The following is a 21092-nucleotide window of genomic DNA, read 5'->3' on the forward strand; positions in this document are numbered from 1 at the left end:
GTCGGGTCACCTCTACCAACGTGTCACCGCCCCCGGTGGTTCCGGGGGTCATTCGTGTCGAGGCTAGTCGAACCGGACGGTGATCTCCGAGTGTCCGACCCGGATCACGTCGCCGTCGGCCAGCTGCCAGTCCTGGACCGGGCCGCCGTTGACCGTGGTGCCGTTGGTCGAGCCCAGGTCGGTGAGAACCGCTTCCCGCCCGTCGAAGTGGATGTCCGCGTGCTGCCGGGACACGCCCGTGTCGGGCAGTCGGAAGGCGGCGTCCTGACCCCGTCCGAGCAGGTTGGAGCCCCGCTGGAGGCGGAAGGTACGGCCCGAGCCGTCCTCGAGGTGCAGCGTGACCGCCAGGGACGAGCGCCCCTGGGTGATCTGGGTGGGCGCGTCGGACGGACCGCCCCAGCCGGAGCTGCGGGGGCCGGTCTCGGCCGCGACGGGATAATTGGAGGCGGGTGCCTGCATGTCGAAGTTCTCCTTGCTCGCACTCGGTTCGCGGCGCGACGGCGACGACGGCGCGGGATGACCCGGTCGCGGTGCCGGCGCGGCGGCCGAGATGTGGAACGGGACGGCATCGGGGTCCACGACCCCGTCGATACGCATCTGTCCGGTGTGGAGGTCGTCGCGCTCCACGAAGGTCACGGTGACCGGACCGTAGGTCTCCCAGCCCTGCTCGCTGATGTGATCCGACAGGTGGCGGGAGAAGGTCTTCACGGCCAGCGCCTCGTCCTCGGTGAACGACGCGTAGTCGGAGCGCGCGAGAGTGATGGTGTAGCTGTTGGAGACCAGCAGGTGGCCGTCGACCACCTTGAGGGAGGCCTCCGCCTGCTTACGCAGCTGCGCCTCCACCTCGGCCGCCACCACCCGGCCACCGAAGAGTCGGGCGAACGCGTCGCCCACGGCGCCCTGGAGGGTCCGTTCGAACTTGCCGACGATTCCCACGCTCACTCTCCTCTCCACCCGGTCCGATCCCGCCCGGTGCCCGGGCGGGTTCGCTCACGCCGCCCCGCGGCGGCATCCGGTCGATCATAGAGGCGACGGCCACCGGAAGCACGCGTGAAGCGGCCCGGCCGCGCCCCGGGGCCGGTCTCAACGGTGTCCCCGCCGACGCGACACCGCGCTTCGTCTTGCGGGAGGGCGGGCCCGTCGCGCCCGCCCTCCCGGGCCCGTCCCGCGGCGGTCCGGGGCCCGTCCTGCGCCGGTCGCTCGGGCGCGCCGCACGACGTCTGGTCAACGGCGACTGGCGGTCTGAACTGGTCACCCGGTGCAGATCAGGAGTCAGAACGTTGCCGATCCGAGATAAAAAATCCGTAACTTATCGCCTCAACTTTAAGATATGTTCATCAAGACCCAAGGGGGGGTCCGGGCCGGAGGGTCCACGTATACGAGGGGGAATTCGACGTGAACAAGGACGTCAACGGAAAGACGCGGGGGACGGTGCTGGATAGCAGTCCGTGCCCGCCGCGGGTCAGTCTGGTCATACCGACACTGAACGAGGCCGAGAACCTCGCTTGCCTGCTGCCGACGATCGGGGGGATCGTCGACGAGCTGGTGATCGTGGACGGCAGGTCCACCGACGGGACGGTGGAGAAGGCGCTCGAGCTGCGCCCGGACGCCGTCATCGTCCGCGAACAGCGCGCGGGGAAGGGATACGCGCTGCAGGCCGGATTCGCGGCCTGCTCCGGCGACATCATCGTGATGATGGACGCCGACGGGTCGATGGCCCCGGCGGAGATCGACACGTTCGTCTCGGCGCTCCAGGCGGGCGCGGACGTCGTCAAGGGATCGAGGTTCCTCCAGGGCGGGGGCAGTGGAGACCTCACGGGTGTGCGGATGCTCGGCAACGCCGTGCTCACGCGCACCGTCCGATGGACCTTCGGGGGACGGTTCTCGGACCTGTGCTACGGCTACATGGCGTTCTGGCGCGACGTGCTGCCGTTCTTCGACGAAGAGGTCGGCGGGTTCGAGATCGAGACGTTCCTCAACGTGCGTGCGCTCGCGGCCGGCCTGCGGGTCGTCGAGGTCGCGTCGTACGAGGAGCACCGGCTCAGTGGCGAGAGCAACCTCAGCGCCATCAAGGACGGGTACCGAGTGCTGAGCACGATCGTCCGGGAGCGCCGCCGGGTGCGGCGGTACCGCGCGAGCCTGGGGCTGCACCGCCCTGACCTGCACAGCGGCTCGCCGATGCCCCATCCGGTGATCGCCCTCCGCGAGCACCGTAGTCACGCCGGGATCCCGGCGACGACGTTGACGAGTGCGTCCGGGTCCGCGGTCGCCGGGGTGGCCGTCGCGGCCGTGGTCTCGGAGGGGAGCGCCCTCCGAGGACACGCTCAATGACCGGGGAGCGCGCCTCGGTCATCGTGTGCGCGAACTCCTCCGATCGATTCCCACAGCTGGTCGCGGCGGTCGGGTCCGTCCTCGGACAGACCCGCCCGCCGGCCGAGGCCGTCGTGGTGATCGATCACAACCCCGGCCTGTTCGAGCGGACGGCGCGTCGCTTCCCAGAGGTGACCGTCCTCGAGAACACGGGACCGCCCGGGCTCTCCGGTGCCCGGAACACCGGGACCGCGGCCGCCACGGGTGGCATCGTCGTCTATCTCGACGACGACGCCGTGGCCGAGCCGGGATGGCTGGAGGCCCTGACGGCCCACTTCGTGCGACCCGAGGTCCTCGGCGTCAGCGGGTTCGCCGAGCCCCGGTGGGCGGCCGGCAGGCCGCGCTGGTGGCCGGACGAGTTCGACTGGGTGGTCGGCTGCAGCTATCGCGGACTCCCGGAGTCGGTCGGACCGGTGCGGAACCTGATGGGCTGCACCATGGCGTTGCGGCGCGACGTCGTGGAGACCGTCGGCGGGTTCGACACCGCACTCGGCCGGACCGGCTCCGGCGCCGCCGGCTGTGAGGAGACCGAGCTGTGCATCCGCGCCGTGGAGGGCTTCCCGGGCGGGGTCTTCCTCCACGATCCCGGCGCGCGGGTGCGGCACCACGTCCCGTCCGCACGGGGAACCGTCGCCTACTTCCGGTCGAGGTGCTTCGCGGAAGGCGTGTCGAAGCGTCTCGTGTCCCGCCGCACCGGCGCGGGGGCGGCCCTGTCCACGGAGGCGGCCTACGTCCGGCGCGCCCTGCCGACGGGGATCGTGCGCGACCTGGCCGACGCGGTGCGGGGAGACGCCGCCGGCCTCGCGCGCGCGGCGGTGATCGCCGTCGGGCTCGGCGCGACCGCCGCCGGGTTCCTGGCGGCCGGACTCCGCTCGGCGCGGTCATCCGCGGCCGAACCGCCACTGCCTCCGGTCGCCCCGGTCCTGCCGCTGGTCATCGAGGTGGGTGACCCGCCGCGGCCACTGCCGGCGGCTCCGGGGGACCGGCCGTACGCCCGGGCCTGGTGCCTGTTCCTCGACGACGGTGTCCCGGTGGGCGAGCGCGAGGTCGAGCTGGACGGGACGGTCGCCACCACCGCCGACGTGCTGGCGCGGGCTGGAGGCCTCGCGGCGCCCGGCGCCGCCCGGCCGCGGTCACAGGCCGACGGCGCCCGCACCCGGGACGACACCACGGTGGTGATCGCCACCCGGGCCCGGCCCGCCCGCCTCGCCGAATGCCTGGATTCGATCGCCGCCGGCACGATCCTGCCCGGCCGGGTGGCCGTGGTGGACAACGCCCGGCCCGACGACCAGACCGAGAAGCTGATCCGCGGGTACCGCATCGAGGGCAGCGTGGTCGAGTACGTACGGGAGGACCGCCCGGGCCTCGCCCACGCCCACAACGCGGCCCTCCGGTGCGTAGTGACGGACCTGGTCGCCTTCACCGACGACGACGTCTGGGTGCACGAGCGCTGGCTCGAGAACATCACCGGGGCGTTCGACGCCGATCCGGAGACCGTGTGTGCGACCGGCATGATCGCGCCCAGGGAACTCGACACCGTCGCCCAGCAGTGGGTCGAGGCGCAGGGGGTCTACAGCAAGGGGCTCCGTCGACTGGTGTTCGACAACGCGGAACACCGGGCGGACAACCCGATGTACCCCTACGCGGCAGGGGCGTTCGGCTCCGGCGCCAACATGGCGTTCCGAACCGACCAGCTCAGAGCCATCGGTGGCTTCGACGGGGCCCTCGGGACCGGCACGGTGACCCGGGGCGGCGACGACCTCGCGGTGTTCTACGACGTCATCCGGCACGGCGGGCGCCTGACCTACGCGCCGTCGGCGATCGTGCTCCACCCGCATCACCGGGACTATGCGGCTCTGCGCCGCCAGGTGTACGGGTACGGGGCGGGCCTGGGCGCCCATCTGATGCGGTGCGTCCTCGACGAGCCGCGCGCGGCGGTGACGATGGTGCGCCACCACCGGGCCGCCGCGGCCCGGCTCGCCACCATCCTCAACCCGCCGCCGGCCCGCGGCCTGCCCGCCTACCCGCGCGATCTGTCGCGCGCCCAACGCAGCGGACTCGCCACCGGCCCGGCCCGGTACCTGATCAGTCGCTACCGCACCCGCGGTGACGTCCGGGAACGGATCGCCACATGAGACACGTCATACCCGTCCTGCTGTACCACTCCGTGACCGAGGAGCACGTGCGTGGCTTCGAGAGGTTCACCGTTCCGCCCAGCCGGTTCGCGGCACACCTCGACCACCTGATCGACGACGATCGCGTGGTCCTGCCCCTGGGCCGCATCGCCGAACACCTCCGGTCGGGGACCTCCCTACCGGAGGGCGCGGTGGCGATCACCTTCGACGACGGGCTGGCCGATTTCGCACAGCACGCCTGGCCGCTCCTGAAGGGGCGGGGTCTCCCCGCCACGCTGTACGCCGTCGCCGGATACCTCGGCGACCGCAGCCGGTGGCTCGACGGGGCCGCCGCCGACACGCAGATGCTCACCGCCGACCAGTTGTCGGACCTGGCCTCCGACGGCGTCGAGATCGGGGCGCACACCATGACGCACCCACAGCTCGACCTGTTGCCGCGTGCCCGCGCCCGACGGGAGATCGCGGAGTCCAAGGAGGTCCTCGAACAGGTCCTCGGGCGACCGGTCACCACGTTCGCCTACCCACACGGGCACCACACCGCGGCAGTCAAGGACCTCGTCGCGGAGGCGGGATACACCTCGGCGGCGGCGGTCCGGAACATGTTGAGTCATGACCGCGATGACGTGTACGCCATCGCGCGGTGGACCATCACCGACACCACCACCACGGCGGATCTCGGTCGGCTCCTCCAGGGGAAGGGCGCCCGGCCCGCGCCCCGTCGGCAACTGATGCGGACGAGGGCCGGCCGTCAGGTCCGCCGGCTGCGTCACCGAACGGAGGCGACCCGGTGAGCACCGTCCAGGTCATCTCCCCCGCGCCCCGGGACAGGTGGGGGCGGCTCCTCTCGGTGTCCGACAGGGCGCTGCCGGAACACGCGCCGGGATGGACGGACGCGATGTGCGCGTCGGGCCGTTTCTCGGACGTCAGCCGGCACTACTCTTTCGACGACGGCAGTGAGGCCGTCCTCCCGCTCGTGGCACGCCGGGGGTTGGCGGGGATCGGGGGCTGGGCGGGTTCGTACCCGGCGGCCTGGGGTATCGGGGGACCCCTCGACACCGGTCTGACCCCGAGGGCCGCGCGACTGATCCTGCGGGACCTGCGCGGACTCGGCTACCAACGTATCGGCCTCCGGCCGAACCCCCTCGACGGTCCCGTCTGGTCGGCCGCTGCACGGGCGGAGAACGCCCTGTCGGTGCCGAGGCGAGCTCACGTGCTCGACCTGACCGAAGGCGTCGACGCCGTGTGGGACGGGATGTCCCAGTCGGGCCGACGCAATGTGCGTCTGGCCCGCCGCGCCGGTGTCCGCGTCGAGACGGGACGCGGCGGGGAACTGCTCGACCAGTACTACGAGTTGTTCCTCTCGTCGGTCGACCGATGGGCGGGCAACCAGAACGAGCCGCTGGCCCTCGCCCGGGCCCGGGCGCGACTCCGAGATCCGATCGGCAAGCTGCGCGCGATGGGCAGCCACCTCGGGGAGAGCTTCTGCGTCATCCTGGCGTACCTCGACGACGGCCCCGTGGCGGGGGCGATCGTGCTCTACGGCCCGCGCACCGGACACGGGACGCGCGCGGCGATGGACCGCGACCGGATCGGCAGGTCCCATGCCAGTGAGCTGGTCTATTGGACGGCGATCGAGCTGGCCTGCGAGTCCGGCTGCACGACATTCCACATGGGCGAGTCCGGGACGTCCCGAACGCTGGCCCAGGCCAAGGAGAAGTTCGGCGCCCGCGCGCACGACTACGCCGAGGTCCGTATCGAGAGGCTGCCGTGGACACGAGCAGACACCGCCGTCCGGAACGGCATCAAGCGCATGATCGGCTTCAGCGATGAGTAGGCGCGGCGGCGGCGTACGCGGGACCCGTCGGTGGTGGGCCTCGATCGGCGCCGCGGTCCTGACCGTGGCCGTGGTCTCCTCGTGCTCCGTCGACATCTACCTGGGATCCGGTCGCGTCGACGCGGACGAGTCGACGGCACCGGCCCCGACGGACGGCACGGTTCGCCCACAGAGGGTCGCCAACAACGGGGAGCGGCTCATCCTCGACGAGGAGTTCGCCGGCACGGAACTCGACGCCGGGGTGTGGAATACCTGCCACTGGTGGGACGAGGGCGGCTGCACGATCGCCACCAACGACGAACTCGAGTGGTACCTCCCCGGTCAGGTGCGGGTCGCCGACGGGGTGCTGCGGCTCACCGCGGAGAGACGCGACGCCATCGGGGCCGACGGCGAGTACTTCCCCTACGTGTCCGGGATGGTCAGCACCGGGCCACCTGTCCACCAGGCCCCTGCGAAGCTCGCGTTCACCTACGGAACGGTCGAGGTCGCTTTCCGGGCCCCCCTGGGAGCCGGACTCTGGCCGGCCGTCTGGATGCTCCCCGCCAGCGAATCGTCGAAGCCGGAGATCGACATCTTCGAGGCCGTGGGTCAGCGTCCCCGCACGGCCGGCATGTACTTGCATCCGAGCCCGGAGTCGGGGACCGAGCGCTCCTTCCACCACCATCAGCTCCCGCCGGGGGAGGACCTGGCCGACACGCACGTGGTGCGCCTCCAGTGGTCACCGGAGCGACTGGACTTCTTCTTCGACGGCGACAAGGTCTGGGAGGTGACTGGCCCGCAGGTGCCGGACGAGCCGATGTACCTGGTGATCAACCTCGCGGTCGGCGGTGAGTACGGCGGGACACCGGATCCGGCGGCGTTCCCGGCGACCTTCGAGATCGACTACGCACGGATCTGGTCGGGAGGTGCGAGGTGATCGGCCGCGAGGCGGTCCACCCGGGGCCGGTCGCTGCCCTGTGGCAGCGGGTCCGGGGAGCGGACGCCCTCCACGCCAACGCGAACGCCCTGATCGTCAGTACCGCGGTCACGTCCGTCGCCGGTCTGGCTTTCTGGGCGCTGGCCGCCCGTTGGCTGCCGGCCGACTCCGTCGGCATCGGCACCGCGCTCGTCTCCGTCCTCACTCTGCTCGCCAATCTGGCGACGCTGGGACTGCGGAACGGGATGGTGCGGTTCCTCCCGGAGGCCGGCGCGTCCACCCGGCGCGTCATCATGACGAGTTGCCTGAGCTGCGCACTCGCGGCGCTGGCGCTGTCCGCGGTCTTCCTCGTCGGCCAGCCGCTCTGGGCGGGCCGGCTGGCGTTCCTGCGCGACGACGCGGTGGCCGTCGCGGCCTTCGCGGGCTCCACTGTCGTGTGGGTGCTGTTCGTCCTGCAGGATCACGTGCTGATCGGCCTGCGGAAGAGCGTCTGGGTACCGGTCAAGAACCTGGCCTACTCCCTGGGCAAGATCGCCGCCCTGCCGCTGGTGGCCACGTTGTCGGCCTGGGCGGTGCTCGGCGCGACGGTGCTGCCGGCGGTCCTCGCCGTCGTGGGCGTGGGCGTTCTGGTGATGGCACTGACGCGGGACGGGGGCGCGCCACGGGAACACAGACCGCCGATGTCGGTGGGCCAGCTGGTCCGATTCGCCGCCGCCGACCAGATCGCCTGGCTGGTCTGGGTCGCCACACCGCACGTGCTCACCCTCATCGTGCTGCACGTGAAGGGCCCCGAGGCCAGCGCCTACTACTACATGGCGAACATGATCGGCTATTCGCTCTATCTCGTCACCAGCAACATCGGCAGCGCGCTCATCGCCGAGTCGGCCCATGACCCGGTCCGGGCCGCTTCGCACGCCCGAACCGCCCTCGCCCACAGTGTCCGGCTGGTATTCCCGCTGGCGATCGTCGGGGTGCTCGTCGGCCCGTTCGCGCTGCGGATCATGGGAGAGGACTACGCCGCCCACGCGAGCGTGGCGATGCAGCTGATCATCTTGTCCGCGCTCCCGCAGACGATCGTCGGCATCAGCGTGAACACCGCTCGGGTGCGCCGCGAGATGTCCACGGTGGTGGTGACCTACGTCTTCCTCGCCGCCACGATCTGGGGAGGTAGCTGGATCACCCTGCAGTGGTGGGGCGTGACGGGCGTGGGGGCCACGATCCTCGTGGCGCAGTCGGCCGCTGCGCTCGGCCTGGTCCTGACGGGCCGCACCGGCCTGATATCGGGCGCGCCGACCGCCGACTCGGTATGGGCGGCGGTGGCCTCATTGTCGCTGGCCGCCCGCCGCAGCAGATCCCGGCGCGACCAGCGCCGGCTTCTGCATCCGGTGCTGGAGGCCTGCGCTGTCCCGGACGCGGTGGAGACCCGCACCCTCGGTAGTGACTCGGACTCACTCGTCACGGCGGTGTCCGGACAGGCGGGGGACTTCGTGCTCAAGATCGCCACGACAACCGCCGCGGATCGGAACCTGGCGCGGCACGCGGAGACCGTCGGCGAGTTGCATCTCCTGTGCGACGCCGCTGTCACCGAGCTGGTCCCCATCGTCGTCGATCGGGTGACCGTCGACGGGCGGACCGTCGTCCGCGAGACCCTCCTGCCCGGGAAGACGCCCACAACCGACCCCGGCCCCGTCGCCGCGGCCGCGATCACCCGGCTGCACACGCGCACCGCACGGTCGGTGTTGGTGACCTCCGAGCTGGCGGAGCAGTGGATCGACCTCCCCGCCGCCGCCGTGGCGGGCCTGGACGTCGGCGACCGACACCGGGCGGCGGTGGACCGTATCGCCTCGTACCTCCGCGACGGGCTCATCGGCCGGACGATCACGGTGAGCTGGACGCACGGGGACTACTGGCCCGGGAACGTCCTGGTCTCTGGTGAACCGCCCCACCGGGCCGTGACGGGGATCATCGACTGGGAGGACGCGATGGACCCCGGCCTCCCCGACGCCGACCTGGTGCACTGGTATCTGTCGACCAGGACCTCCGACCTCGGGGCGGCCGTGTGCGCGGTTCTCGACGATCCCGGGCAGGTGGAGCGGTACTTCGCCGCAGCGGGGGTGGTGCTGCCGAACCCACAGCTCGACCCGTCGCTGGTGGTGCTCCTGGCCTGGCTCTGGCACGTCGCGCACACCCGTTCACGCTCGACCCGGAGCGGCCCCGGCCGGATCTGGACCGCCAGGAGCGTCCACCCGGTGTCGCGTCGGTTCGCCGGCGCCGCGCCCTCCATGTCAGGGGGGCCAAGTGCTCGTCACCCCTGAGATGCGGCCCAGACCCCGCGCGCACCCCCACGGCGTGACGCCGGGACGGCACCGCCGTGGTCGCTCGCGCCACGCCGCCGCCGCGCGGGGCGTGCGAGCGCAGGCGATCGCCTTGCTGTGCCTCGCGGGATCGATCCTGCTGTGGACCGTCGGTTTCGCCGGGTTCGACGCCCGCGACATGGGCGGATACGGCCTGTTGACGGGATTCAACAGTGCGGTGGTCGCCGCCCTCGTGCTCCTCCTCGGCAGCACTCTGGTGTGCATCCACCAGTCCCGCCCGGGATGGGTGGTGGGCGTCCACCTCGTCACCTACCTGGCGTTGATCCACGGGACCCCGGCGGTGCTGTACGGCAACGTCCGGTACGCGTGGTCGTTCAAACATCTCGGTGTCGTCGACTTCATCATGCGTACCGGCGCGGTCGACCCCGGCACCGACGTCAATCCGATCTACCACAACTGGCCGGGCCTGTTCGCCGCGAGCGCGTTGGTCTCCGACCTCGCGGGAGAAGACGCCGCGCGGGCAATCGCGATCTGGGCGCCGCTGGGCTTCAACCTGATCCTGCTCGTGGTCCTGCGGTATCTGTTCCGGGGGATGAGCACCCGGCCCGCGGTCGTGTGGACTGCACTGCTGATCTATTTCACGATGACCTGGGTCGGTCAGGACTACTTCTCTCCCCAGGCGGCCGTCTACATCCTCTACCTGGGAGCGGTCGGGCTGCTGCTCCGCGAACGACACGGCGGCGCGGCCAGGACGGCCCTGTTCATCCTGTTGGTGGCGGCGATGGCCGTGACCCACCAGATCACGCTGGTCATCGTCGTGATGTCGATCGTCGCGCTGGTGGTGACACGGCAGACCCGTGGGTGGTACCTCCCGGTCATCGCGGCGGTCGTCATCTCCGCCTGGGCACTGACGTTCGCCCATGACTTCACCGTCACGAACCTCGAGGACCTGGTCTCCGGCTTCGGCCGGCCCCTCGCCAACGCGGACGCCACGTTCAGCAAGTCCGACGGCGCCAGCGGGTCCCAGTTGGTGATCATCTGGGGAGACAGGTTCACGGTGGCGATCGCGGTCGCGTTCGCCGTGCTCGGATTCCGCCGCACCCGCCGCCGGGGCACCCCCCAGTGGGCGGCCGTCGTCCTCATGGTGGTGCCGATCGCCGTCCTGGTGCAGATGTCGTTCGGTGGGGAAGCGCTACTGCGCGTCTTCCTCTTCTCCGCCCCCTTCATCGCGTTCCTCGCCGCGGAGGCGTGTGCGCCGTCGGGCTACGCCGGCGCGATCGACCGCCGGAGGATGGCGATGGCGGTCGCCGTCGTCATCCTCGTCCTCCCCGGCTTCCTACTGGGGTACTACGGCAAGGAGAGACACAACTACTTCACCGACCAGGAGATCGCCGCGGCCCGGTGGGTCGCCGACACCGCGCGACCCGGATCACTGCTGGTGGAGGGCGACGTGAACTACCCACGTCAGCTCGTGGGCGCCGAGAAGTTCGCCTACGTCCCGATCGCCTACGAACCCTCGGTCGAGCGGGTGCTGGACGACCCCGCGACCTCGCTACACGAGTGGTTGTCCGATCCCATATACACCGACGGCTACGTGATGATCACCCGCTCCCAGAAGATCGGAGCCGAGATGGACGGGACACTGCCCCGCGGTGCGCTCACGGAGCTCGAGGGCGAGTTGGTGACGTCGCCACTGTTCACGGTCGCCCACCGATCTCGTGACGCCACCGTCTTCACGTTGTCCGACTACGGGGAGGAGGTGGGTCGCCGATGAGTACGACGAGAACCCTCGTCGCACTGGCCGGGGCCGCGGTGGCGACGGCACTGGTGGTCCTGCCGATCATCGCCGAACCCGCGCGGCTCATCTACGTGTTGGCGTTCTGTCTCCTGGTCCCGGGAGGTGGCTGGGCCCTCCGGTGGGGCTCCGGCGACGCGGGCGACAGACTCGCGCTGGCGGTGCTCATCAGCCTGAGCGCCACCATCATCGTCGCCACGGCCATGGTGGCGACGGAGACGTGGTCGGTGGCCGGCGGGGTCGGCGTACTCGCGGTGATCGGCGCCCTCGGGTTCATCCCGATCGGCCGCGACCCGCGCCTCCCGCGTCTGCGTGTGAGCGGTCGCTGATGACGCCGACCACCGAGCGGGGACGGCACCGCGAAATAGCCCTGGCCAGCCGATTGGTATGAGCCGTTCCCTCCGTGTTAACGTATTCGAGCGTTACTCGGGCGAGTGGCGGAATGGCAGACGCGCTGGCTTCAGGTGCCAGTGTCCTTCGGGACGTGGGGGTTCAAGTCCCCCTTCGCCCACAGCGGATCAACACCCCGGATCACCGACCAGTGATCCGGGGTGTTGTGCATTCTGGGCCTCGCTCCGCAGGGCCTGATGGTGGGAACCTGGAGCTATGGCATCCGTCACAAGGTCGCCGAAACCGCCTGATCGAGATCGTTCAGCGCGCAAGGTGTCCCGTAGGCTCTCCCAGAAGTTCTTCCGGGAGACGTGGCGCCAACCCTGCCCGCCCCGGAGGGCGATGCCTTATCGGTGGACGAAGCAGGGGTCACCATCCCACCCCGAGCCGCTTCGTGAGCTCTGTTCTCGGATCGGTGACTGGAGCGCGCACCCCGGTAGAACACGTTCCGGGGCCTGTGGACAATGAGTAGAACACCGATACACGACATGACAGGGCCGGCGCGGTCGCGCCGGCTCCGTCGCAACGCCCGGAAAAAGGATGCCCGATGGCCTCGAGCCTTGAAGAGATCCCTGATATGACCCCGGAGACAGACCTCCGGGATACCGCAGACGCCCCGTCGGTGATCGGCGTGGTCGCCGAGTCCAACCCGGCGGAGAACCGTGTGGCCGCGACGCCTGAGACGGTCGCGAAGTTGATCGGCCTGGGCTACCGGGTCGTGGTCGAGCGGGGCGCCGGCACGCGCGCGGAGTTCGCCGACGCGGCGTACGCGGAGGCCGGCGGGGAGTTGGTCGACGGCGATTCCGCCTGGTCGGCCGATGTGGTGATGAAGGTCGCCGTCCCGACCGAGTCCGAGGTGGCCCGGGTCCGGTCCGGGGCCACGCTGGTCAGCCTTCTCGCGCCGGCGCAGAACGAGCACCTGCTCACGGTGCTGGCCGAGCGGGGCGTGACCGCTCTGGCGATGGACGCCGTTCCGCGCATCTCCCGCGCACAGTCGATGGACGTGCTGTCGTCCATGGCCAACATCGCCGGCTACCGCGCCGTGATCGAAGCCGCCCACCATTTCGGCCGCTTTTTCACCGGGCAGGTCACGGCGGCGGGCAAGGTGCCGCCGGCCAAGGTCCTCGTCGCGGGCGCCGGCGTCGCCGGTCTCGCAGCGATCGGTGCGGCCTCGAGCCTCGGCGCGATCGTCCGCGCGACCGACCCCCGGCCCGAGGTCGCCGACCAAGTGGCATCCATCGGTGGCGAGTACCTGCCGGTCGAGGTGCCCGACGAGGAGAAGGAGGTCTCCAGCGACGGCTACGCAAAAGCCACCAGTGAGGCCTACGATCGCGCCGCTGCGGAGTTGTACACCGCGCAGGCCGCCGAGGTCGACATCATCATCACCACGGCGCTGATCCCGGGCCGGAAGGCGCCGCGGCTCATCACCGCCGCAGACATCGCGGCCATGAAGCGTGGCTCCGTCATCGTCGACATGGCGGCGGCCCAGGGCGGCAACGTCGAGGGCAGCGTCCCCGACGAGGTCGTCGTCACTGACAACGGCGTGACGATCATCGGCTACACCGACCTGGCCGGACGTCTGCCCGCCCAGGCGTCGCAGCTGTACGGCACCAACCTGGTCAACCTCACCAAGCTCGTCACCCCGGAGAAGGACGGTCTGTGGTCGCTGGACATGGACGACGTCGTCCAGCGCGGCGTGACCGTCACCAAGGGCGGCGAGATCATGTGGCCGCCGCCGCCGGTGCAGGTCAGCGCCGCCCCGGCCGCGCCGGCCGCAGCCGCGCCGGCCGCAGCCGTGCCGGCGGAACCCGCCGAGGAGAAGAAGAAGCTCTCGCCCGTCGCGAAGCTGGGCATGATCGCCGTGGGCATGGCACTGCTGCTGCTTCTCACGGCAGCCGCGCCGGGTGACATCGCCCGGCACATCACGGTGTTCGTGTTGGCGATCGTCATCGGCTACTACGTCATCGGCAACGTCCACCACGCACTGCACACACCGCTGATGTCGGTCACCAACGCGATCTCGGGCGTGATCGTGGTCGGCGCACTGCTGCAGATCGGTATCGACAACACGTTGGGCCTGGTCCTGGCCGTGGTGGCGATCCTGGTCGCGTCCATCAACGTCTTCGGCGGCTTCGCCGTGACCCGTCGCATGCTCGCGATGTTCTCGAAGGGAGCCTGAGAAGATGTCGATCGACTCCGCCGCCAATGCGGCCTACCTGATCGCGGCCCTGCTGTTCATCCTGTCGCTGGCCGGACTGTCCAAGCACGAGACCGCCCGCCGGGGACTGACCTTCGGTATCTCCGGCATGGCGCTGGCGCTCATCGCCACCATCGCCCTGGTCCTCGACCACCAGCCCCCGACCCTGGGCATCGTCCTCATGGTCGGCGCCGTGGCCATCGGTGCCGCCGTCGGACTGTGGCGCTCGCGCAGCGTGCAGATGACCGAGATGCCCGAGCTCATCGCGCTCTTGCACTCGTTCGTCGGTCTGGCCGCCGTCCTGGTGGGCTGGAACGGCTACCTCGAGCCCGACCTGCACGGTGAGCTCACCGGCTCGCTGCTCGGCATCCATCACGCCGAGGTGTTCGTCGGCGTCTTCATCGGTGCCGTGACCTTCACCGGCTCGATCGTGGCCTACCTCAAGCTGTCGGCCACGATGAAGTCGGCGCCGCTGGTCCTGCCCGGGAAGAACCTCATCAACCTCGGCATCCTCGCGGCGTTCGTCATCCTCACCGTGTGGTTCGTCATCAGCCCGGCCCTGTGGATGCTCATCGTCGTCACCGCCCTGGCCCTGGCCCTGGGCTGGCACCTCGTCGCCTCCATCGGCGGCGGCGACATGCCCGTCGTAGTGTCGATGCTCAACTCGTACTCGGGCTGGGCCGCCGCGGCGACCGGCTTCCTGCTGGGCAACGACCTGCTCATCGTCACCGGTGCGCTCGTCGGCTCCTCGGGCGCCTACCTGTCGTACATCATGTGCAAGGCCATGAACCGCTCGTTCATCTCCGTCATCATGGGCGGCTTCGGCATCGAGGCCGCCTCCGGTGAGGGCAAGGACCACGGGGAGCACACGGAGATCGATGTCTCCGGTGCAGCGGAGATGCTCGCGGGCGCCTCGTCGGTCATCATCGCCCCCGGTTACGGCATGGCCGTCGCGCAGGCGCAGTACCCGGTCGCCGACCTGACCCGCACGCTGCGCGAGCGTGGCGTGGACGTGCGGTTCGCCGTGCACCCCGTCGCCGGCCGCCTGCCCGGGCACATGAACGTGCTGCTGGCCGAGGCCAAGGTCCCGTACGACATCGTCCTCGAGCTCGACGAGATCAACGACGACTTCGCCGACACCGACGTCGTCCTGGTCATCGGCGCCAACGACACCGTCAACCCGGACGCCGCCGAGGATCCGGGTAGCCCGATCGCCGGGATGCCCGTGCTCCACGTGTGGGAGGCCGAGAACGTCATCGTGTTCAAGCGTTCCATGGCCGCCGGATACGCCGGCGTGCAGAACCCGCTGTTCTTCCGCGAGAACACCCAGATGCTGTTCGGCGACGCCAAGGACCGCGTCGGCGACATCCTGGGCGCGGTCAAGGACCAGCAGGGCGCAGGCGTCTGAGTCCGCGCCTCGCAGGTCCCGCTCGGGCCCGGAACCGGTGGAATTCCCGCCGGCTCCGGGCCCGCGCCCGTTCGGGCGGGTAGAAGTGGGAGCATGAGCGCCGCACCACACACCGCCTATCCGGACACCCGACTGTTCATCGACCACCAGTGGACCGACGCCGCCGACGGTCGCACCATCGACGTGCTCAACCCGGCCGACGGTCAGGTGATCGGTACGGTCGCCCACGCCTCCGTCGCCGATCTGGACCGGGCCCTCGCGGCCGCCGAGCGTGGCTTCGAGGTGTGGCGTGACACGACCCCCGCGAAGCGGAGCACGGTCATGCGCGCCGCCGCGCAGCTGCTGCGCGACCGGGTCGAGACGATCGCCCACAACCTGACCCTCGAGCAGGGCAAGCCGCTCCGCGAGGCCAGGGGCGAGATCCTCGCGGCCGCCGACATCATCGACTGGTTCGCCGAGGAGGGGTTCCGCGTCTACGGGCGTCTCGTGCCCCACCGCACGGACCTCATGATCCGTCAGATGGTCGTCAAGGACCCCGTCGGTCCGGTCGCGGCGTTCACCCCGTGGAACTTCCCGGTCAACCAGGTGGTCCGCAAGATCGCGGCCGGCCTGGCGGCCGGGTGCTCGCTGATCGTCAAGGCCCCCGAGGAGACGCCCGCCAGCCCGGCGGAGCTCATCCGCGCGTTCGCCGACGCGGGCCTGCCGGCCGGGGTGCTGGGTCTGGTCTACGGCGACCCCGCCGAGATCTCCGGCTACCTCATCCCGCACCCGGTGATCCGCAAGGTCACCTTCACCGGATCCACCGCGGTCGGCAAGCAGTTGGCGGACCTGGCCGGGCAGCACATGAAGCGCAGTTCCATGGAACTCGGCGGCCACGCCCCGGTGATCGTGTGTGACGACGCCGACCTCGAGCTCGTGCTCAAGACGATGGGGCCGATGGCGTTCCGCAACGCCGGCCAGGTGTGCATCTCTCCGACCCGGTTCCTCGTGCAGAACGGCGTCCGCGACGAGTTCGCCCGCGCGCTGGTCGGCCACGCCGAAGCGATCCGGGTGGGCAGTGGGCTGGAGGACGACACGACCATGGGTCCGCTGGCCAACGACCGCCGGCTCGCGGCGATGGGTGAGTTCCACGCCGACGCCGTGGACCGTGGCGCGCAGGTGCTCACCGGCGGCCGCCGGATAGGCGAGGCGGGCAACTACTGGGCGCCGACCGTGTTCAACGAGGTGCCGACCGAGGCCCGCCTCTTCAACGACGAGCCGTTCGGCCCCGTTGCGGGGATCCGGGGGTTCGACCGGCTCGACGAGGCCATCGCCGAGGCGAACCGCCTGCCGTACGGCCTGGCCGGTTATGCGTTCACCGGCTCGCTGGCGAACGCGGACCTGCTGACCCGGAGGGTCGAGGTGGGGATGCTGTGGGTCAACATGCCGTCCATGCCGTCCGCCGAGCTCCCGTTCGGCGGGATCAAGGACTCGGGCTACGGCTCGGAGGGCGGGCCCGAGGCCATGGAGTGCTACCTCAACACCCGCGCGGTCGCGATCCGCAACGTCTAGAGACGTGACCGGGGCCCCGCCGCCCGGCTGAGCCAGGCGACGCGGCCCCGTGACGGGTCGACCGCGGACAGCGCGGGTCAGGTTCCTGCCGATGCCGCGGGGGAGGCGGTCGACGCCGGGGCCGCGGTGGCGGGTGAGAGGGACACAGGGGCCGCCCCGTCCGTCGCCTCGCCCGCGGTCGCGTACGACTCTTCGAGCCGGGTGCCCAGCCCGTCCTGGAAGTAGGCCATCTCACGGTGGTAGGCCTTGTCCAGACCCTCCAACTCGTCCTCCTCCGTGACACGCAGGCCCATCGCCTTGTCCAGGACCACCGCGATCAGGAGGGTCACCACGAACGAGTAGGCGACCACGGCGAGGGTGGCCAGGGCCTGCGCCCCGAGCTGGCCGAACCCGCCGCCGTACAGCAGCCCGGCCTCACCGACGGGCGAGGCCGGATCGGCGAGCACGCCGATCAGCAGCGTGCCGATGACGCCGGCGACCAGGTGCAGTCCGGCCACGTCGAGCGAGTCGTCGAACCCGAGACGGAACTTCAGCCCGACCGCGTAGTGGCAGATCACGCCGCAGATGAGGCCGATCGCGATGGCGCCGAGCGGACTCACCGACGACGCGGCCGGCGTGATGCCCACCAGGCCGGCGACCAGGCCCGAGGCGACACCCAGCGTCGTGGGGTGCTTGGCCCGGATCTGCTCGGTGATCATCCAGGCCAGAGCACCGCACAGCGCGGCGACCACGGTGTTGAGGGCGGCGACACCGGCCGCGTTGCCGGCCGCGACCGCCGAACCGGCGTTGAAGCCGATCCACCCGGCGAAGAGCAGGCCCGCACCCAGGAACGTCAGGGGCACGCTGTGGGGGCGACTCACCGTGGGGAAGCCCGCCCGCCGACCGAGCACCAGCACCAGAGCCAGTGTCGCGACACCGGCGTTGATGTGGATCGCCGTACCGCCGGCCAGGTCGATGGCGCCGAGTCCGTTGGCGATCCAGCCACCCAGGACCGAGCCGTCCTCCGAGTCGAACGCGAACACCCAGTGGGCGACGGGGAAGAACACGAGCAGTGGCCACACCACCGCGAAGACCAGCCAACTGGAGAACTTCATCCGGTCGGCGACGCCGCCCGCGACCAGCGCGACGGTGATGCCGGCGAACAGCATCAGGAACCCCGCGAACAGCGCGGGCGGGAGACCGGGCGTCTCCGGCTCGGCCATGATGCCCCGGAGCCCCAGGTACTCGAGCGGGTCGCCGAGCAGACCGAGCCCGCCGATCGAATCGCCGAACGTGAGCGAGTAACCCACCACGACCCACAGGACGGCCATGACGGCGACCGCGCCGATCGTCATCATCATCATGTTGAGGGTGCTGCGGATGCTGACCATGCCGCCGTAGAACAGGGCGAGACCGGGCACCATCAGTGCCACGGCGACCATGGCCGCGAGCACCCAGGCGGTGTCCGCCGCCGCGATGGCTACGTCCATCTGTCTCTCTTTTCTCTGCGGGCCACCCTTTGGAGACGGCCGTCGGGATAAACGAACGTTTCCCAGTGTGATCCCACGCCCCTCACCGTCGGGTGTCGCGCCGGTTGCCATCCGGTTACCGAATCCGCGCCTCTGACCAGCAGTGCCAGGTTCGGCGGACCGTCGCGAGCGGGGCCGACGAGACGTAACACGGCCGAAACCACAGCGTTGTTTCTGCACAGTAGGTTACGGACACCGTTGAGAAACACCGGGAGGATCCATGACCGTGACCGCAGACCCCGCCGTCGGGGCCGCTGACCGTCCGAGCGGCTCCGCCCCGCGCCCGGCGGCGCCCGTGATGAGCCCTGCCGCCGCCCCGGCCGCCGGTCCACTCGCACGACTGGTGGCCGAGACGGGCACCCGTTTCGTGCTGGCCGTGTTCACCAACCTCCGCGGCAAACCCTGCGCCAAGCTCGTCCCCGCCGCAGCCGTCGACCAACTCGAGGCCGGAGAGCTCGGCTTCGCCGGTTTCGCCGCCGATGCGATGGGCCAACAGCCCGGAGACCCCGACCTCGTCGTCGTCCCCGACCCCCGGTCCTTCACCTCCCTCGACTTCATCAAACCCGGCCTGGCGCTCGTCCACTGCGACCCCTGGGTGAACGGGGAGCCGTGGCGCTTCGCGCCACGCGTGATCCTCAGCCGGACGCTCGCCGACGCCGCCACCGACGGCCTCGAGCTCAAGGTGGGCGCGGAGGTCGAGTACTTCCTGGTCCGCCGGAACCCCGACGGCGCGCTGTGTACCGCGGATCCCCGGGACGACGAGTCCCATCCCTGCTATGACGCGCGCGGCGTGACCCGCATGTACGACCACCTCGCCAGCGTCTCCGACGCCATGAACACGCTCGGATGGGCCAACTACGCCAACGACCACGAGGACGGAAACGGGCAGTTCGAGCAGAACTTCGCCTACGACGAGGCCATGGTCACCGCCGACCGGGTCATGACCCTGCGCTACATCATCTCGATGGTCGCCGAGCAGCGGGAGATGATCGCCACCTTCATGCCCAAACCCTTCTCCGACCGCACCGGCTCCGGGATGCACCTGCACATGTCGTTATGGCACGACGGCGACCCGGTCTTCCCCGCACAGGGCCGGGACCGGTACGGACTCGGGCTCTCCGCCACGGCGTACTCGTTCATCGCCGGCGTCCTCGACCATGCCGCCGGTATGCACGCGGTCCTGTGCCCGACGATCAACTCCTACAAGCGTATCGGCGCGAGCACGACGACATCCAGCGCCACGTGGTCGCCGCGGGACGTGACCTACGGCGGCAACGACCGCACCCACTACCTGCGGGTACCCGACGGCAACCGGGTGGAACTGCGCGGCGGCGACGGCTCGGCCAACCCGTACCTCGCCATCGCGGTGCAGCTGGCCGCCGGACTGGACGGCGTGAGGAGGGACCTCGATCCCGGGCCGCCGGCCACGCTCGCCGACGCCGCCCGCACCCTGCCGCCGACCCTCCTGCACGCCGTCGATGAGCTCAGCCGAGACCGGGTGGTCCGCGCCGCACTCGACATCGGCGGCGACGGAGTGGCCGCGTACTACGCCGACCTCAAACGCGAGGAGTTCACCGCGTGGCACAACACCGTCACCCAGTGGGAGATCGACGAGTACCTCACCGCCCTGTGACAGCCGGCGGGTCACACCGCTCTACAGCGAGCCACGCCCCTCTACATCCGAAGGAGAACACCCATGTGCGGAATCGTCGGACTCCACCTCCGCGACCCCGACCTCGAGCCGCGGCTCGGCGACATGCTCACCACCATGCTCGGCGAGATGACCGACCGCGGCTCGGACTCCGCTGGCGTCGCCGTCTACGGCAACACCGACTGGACCCCGCCCGGATCGGCGACCGTCACCGTGCTGGCGGACGGGGAGGACGCGCAGGTCCTCGCGGCCCGGGTCTCCGCCCGGCTCGCCGCCGCGGTGTCCGGACGCGAGCTCGGCGCGACGGTACTGCTGTCCGCCGAGGTCGACGTCGACGCCCTGGCCACCGCCGTTCGCACGGCCGCGCCGGAGGTGGTGCTGGTGGGTCTGGGAACCGAACTGGCCGTGCTCAAGGGAGTCGGGCTGCCGAGGGAACTGGCCGCCGGCTTCGGCCTGCCCGGCGTCTCCGGCTGGCAGGGCGTCGGACACACCCGCATGGCCACCGAATCCGCGGTCACGCCGGCCGGATCCCATCCCTTCTCCGTGGGACCCGACCAGTGCATCGTCCACAACGGCTCCTTCTCCAACCACGCCTCGGTGCGGCGCGCGATGGCCAGGCGCGACATCCACTGCGACACCCTCAACGACACCGAGGTCGCCGCCCGGTTCGTGGCGGAGCAGATCGCGCTCGGAGCGGGGATCGACGAAGCGCTGGAGGAGATGGCCGGCGTCCTGGACGGGTTCTACACGCTGCTGGTGTCCACCGCCGAGGAGTTCGCCGTGGTCCGCGACCCCATCGCCTGCAAGCCGGCCGTGATCGCCGAGACCGAGCAGTACGTGGCCATGGCGTCCGAGTACCGCGCGATGGCGCACCTGCCGGGCATCGCCGGCGCCCATCTCTACGAGCCCGAGCCGGGCCGCGTCTACCACTGGCACCGCTGACCCGCCCGGCCCCGACCGGCCCTGCCCTGACGATCTCCGAGCCGGCCGGACAGCGCCGCCACCGCCACCCAGGAAGGACC

At 70.6% G+C, this 21092-nt stretch carries 15 protein-coding genes and 1 tRNA gene; 14 read left to right on the forward strand and 2 right to left on the reverse strand.

Annotated features, from left to right (window positions below):
* Window positions 1-63 precede the first annotated feature (63 nt).
* The gene (locus A6035_RS00230) at window positions 64-936 is read right to left on the reverse strand and encodes a DUF3662 and FHA domain-containing protein (protein WP_108846130.1); all 873 of its coding nucleotides are present in this window, start codon (window positions 934-936) and stop codon (window positions 64-66) included.
* Window positions 937-1395: 459 nt separating this feature from the next.
* Here A6035_RS00230 and A6035_RS00235 point away from each other — a divergent pair, with 459 nt between their 5' ends.
* The 12 genes from A6035_RS00235 to A6035_RS00290 all read left to right on the forward strand — a co-directional run bounded on the left by A6035_RS00235 (window position 1396) and on the right by A6035_RS00290 (window position 16911).
* Window positions 1396-2331, forward strand: coding sequence for a glycosyltransferase family 2 protein (locus A6035_RS00235; protein WP_167400687.1), 936 nt, complete (start codon window positions 1396-1398; stop codon window positions 2329-2331).
* On the forward strand, window positions 2328-4505 hold the full coding sequence (locus A6035_RS18130) for a glycosyltransferase (protein ID WP_162533963.1): 2178 nt from the start codon (window positions 2328-2330) through the stop codon (window positions 4503-4505). The genes A6035_RS00235 and A6035_RS18130 overlap by 4 nt, the downstream gene beginning before the upstream one ends.
* Window positions 4502-5296, forward strand: coding sequence for a polysaccharide deacetylase family protein (locus A6035_RS00245; protein WP_108846131.1), 795 nt, complete (start codon window positions 4502-4504; stop codon window positions 5294-5296). Before A6035_RS18130 ends, A6035_RS00245 begins: the two co-directional genes overlap by 4 nt.
* On the forward strand, window positions 5293-6339 hold the full coding sequence (locus A6035_RS00250; protein WP_108846132.1) for a GNAT family N-acetyltransferase: 1047 nt from the start codon (window positions 5293-5295) through the stop codon (window positions 6337-6339). The genes A6035_RS00245 and A6035_RS00250 overlap by 4 nt, the downstream gene beginning before the upstream one ends.
* Entirely contained in the window at window positions 6332-7255 is a 924-nt protein-coding gene (locus A6035_RS00255; protein ID WP_108846133.1) for a glycoside hydrolase family 16 protein, read from the forward strand. Before A6035_RS00250 ends, A6035_RS00255 begins: the two co-directional genes overlap by 8 nt.
* A complete protein-coding gene (locus A6035_RS00260; protein ID WP_108846134.1) occupies window positions 7252-9570 on the forward strand; it encodes a phosphotransferase in 2319 nt (772 codons plus the stop codon). The genes A6035_RS00255 and A6035_RS00260 overlap by 4 nt, the downstream gene beginning before the upstream one ends.
* A 34-nt stretch (window positions 9571-9604) precedes the next feature.
* Window positions 9605-11344 (forward strand): hypothetical protein, encoded by a 1740-nt coding sequence (locus A6035_RS00265; RefSeq protein ID WP_159149260.1) that lies wholly within the window; start codon window positions 9605-9607, stop codon window positions 11342-11344.
* Window positions 11341-11694, forward strand: a complete 354-nt coding sequence (locus A6035_RS00270; protein WP_108846136.1) for a hypothetical protein — start codon at window positions 11341-11343, stop codon at window positions 11692-11694. The genes A6035_RS00265 and A6035_RS00270 overlap by 4 nt, the downstream gene beginning before the upstream one ends.
* 99 nt (window positions 11695-11793) lie before the next feature.
* Window positions 11794-11876 (forward strand) — tRNA-Leu (locus A6035_RS00275).
* Window positions 11877-12332: 456 nt separating this feature from the next.
* The gene (locus A6035_RS00280) at window positions 12333-13934 is read left to right on the forward strand and encodes a Re/Si-specific NAD(P)(+) transhydrogenase subunit alpha (RefSeq protein ID WP_108846137.1); all 1602 of its coding nucleotides are present in this window, start codon (window positions 12333-12335) and stop codon (window positions 13932-13934) included.
* Window positions 13935-13938: 4 nt separating this feature from the next.
* On the forward strand, window positions 13939-15360 hold the full coding sequence (pntB, locus tag A6035_RS00285; RefSeq protein ID WP_108846138.1) for a Re/Si-specific NAD(P)(+) transhydrogenase subunit beta: 1422 nt from the start codon (window positions 13939-13941) through the stop codon (window positions 15358-15360).
* Window positions 15361-15453: 93 nt separating this feature from the next.
* Entirely contained in the window at window positions 15454-16911 is a 1458-nt protein-coding gene (locus tag A6035_RS00290; protein ID WP_108846139.1) for an NAD-dependent succinate-semialdehyde dehydrogenase, read from the forward strand.
* 77 nt (window positions 16912-16988) lie between these two features.
* On the opposite strand, the gene A6035_RS00295 is transcribed toward A6035_RS00290, so the two are convergent.
* Window positions 16989-18380, reverse strand: a complete 1392-nt coding sequence (locus A6035_RS00295; protein WP_108846140.1) for an ammonium transporter — start codon at window positions 18378-18380, stop codon at window positions 16989-16991.
* 337 nt (window positions 18381-18717) lie between these two features.
* Here A6035_RS00295 and glnT point away from each other — a divergent pair, with 337 nt between their 5' ends.
* A complete protein-coding gene (glnT, locus tag A6035_RS00300; RefSeq protein ID WP_167400750.1) occupies window positions 18718-20052 on the forward strand; it encodes a type III glutamate--ammonia ligase in 1335 nt (444 codons plus the stop codon).
* A gap of 63 nt (window positions 20053-20115) precedes the next feature.
* Window positions 20116-21012 carry a class II glutamine amidotransferase domain-containing protein gene (locus A6035_RS00305; RefSeq protein ID WP_108846142.1) on the forward strand — a complete coding sequence of 299 codons (897 nt, stop codon included), beginning with the start codon at window positions 20116-20118 and terminating at the stop codon, window positions 21010-21012.
* Window positions 21013-21092: the final 80 nt, after the last annotated feature.

The sequence above is a fragment of the Dietzia lutea genome, from assembly GCF_003096075.1.
In the GTDB taxonomy this organism is placed as follows: Bacteria; Actinomycetota; Actinomycetes; order Mycobacteriales; family Mycobacteriaceae; genus Dietzia; species Dietzia lutea.

Excerpts from the sequence above, each read along its gene's own strand:
- A6035_RS18130 (WP_162533963.1), top strand. The coding sequence starts at position 2,328 with ATGACCGGGGAGCGCGCCTCGGTCATCGTGTGCGCGAACTCCTCCGAT.
- A6035_RS00245 (WP_108846131.1), top strand. The coding sequence starts at position 4,502 with ATGAGACACGTCATACCCGTCCTGCTGTACCACTCCGTGACCGAGGAG.
- A6035_RS00255 (WP_108846133.1), top strand. The coding sequence starts at position 6,332 with ATGAGTAGGCGCGGCGGCGGCGTACGCGGGACCCGTCGGTGGTGGGCC.
- A6035_RS00270 (WP_108846136.1), top strand. The coding sequence starts at position 11,341 with ATGAGTACGACGAGAACCCTCGTCGCACTGGCCGGGGCCGCGGTGGCG.
- A6035_RS00280 (WP_108846137.1), top strand. The coding sequence starts at position 12,333 with ATGACCCCGGAGACAGACCTCCGGGATACCGCAGACGCCCCGTCGGTG.
- pntB (WP_108846138.1), top strand. The coding sequence starts at position 13,939 with ATGTCGATCGACTCCGCCGCCAATGCGGCCTACCTGATCGCGGCCCTG.
- A6035_RS00290 (WP_108846139.1), top strand. The coding sequence starts at position 15,454 with ATGAGCGCCGCACCACACACCGCCTATCCGGACACCCGACTGTTCATC.
- A6035_RS00295 (WP_108846140.1), bottom strand. The coding sequence starts at position 18,380 with ATGGACGTAGCCATCGCGGCGGCGGACACCGCCTGGGTGCTCGCGGCC.
- glnT (WP_167400750.1), top strand. The coding sequence starts at position 18,718 with ATGAGCCCTGCCGCCGCCCCGGCCGCCGGTCCACTCGCACGACTGGTG.
- A6035_RS00305 (WP_108846142.1), top strand. The coding sequence starts at position 20,116 with ATGTGCGGAATCGTCGGACTCCACCTCCGCGACCCCGACCTCGAGCCG.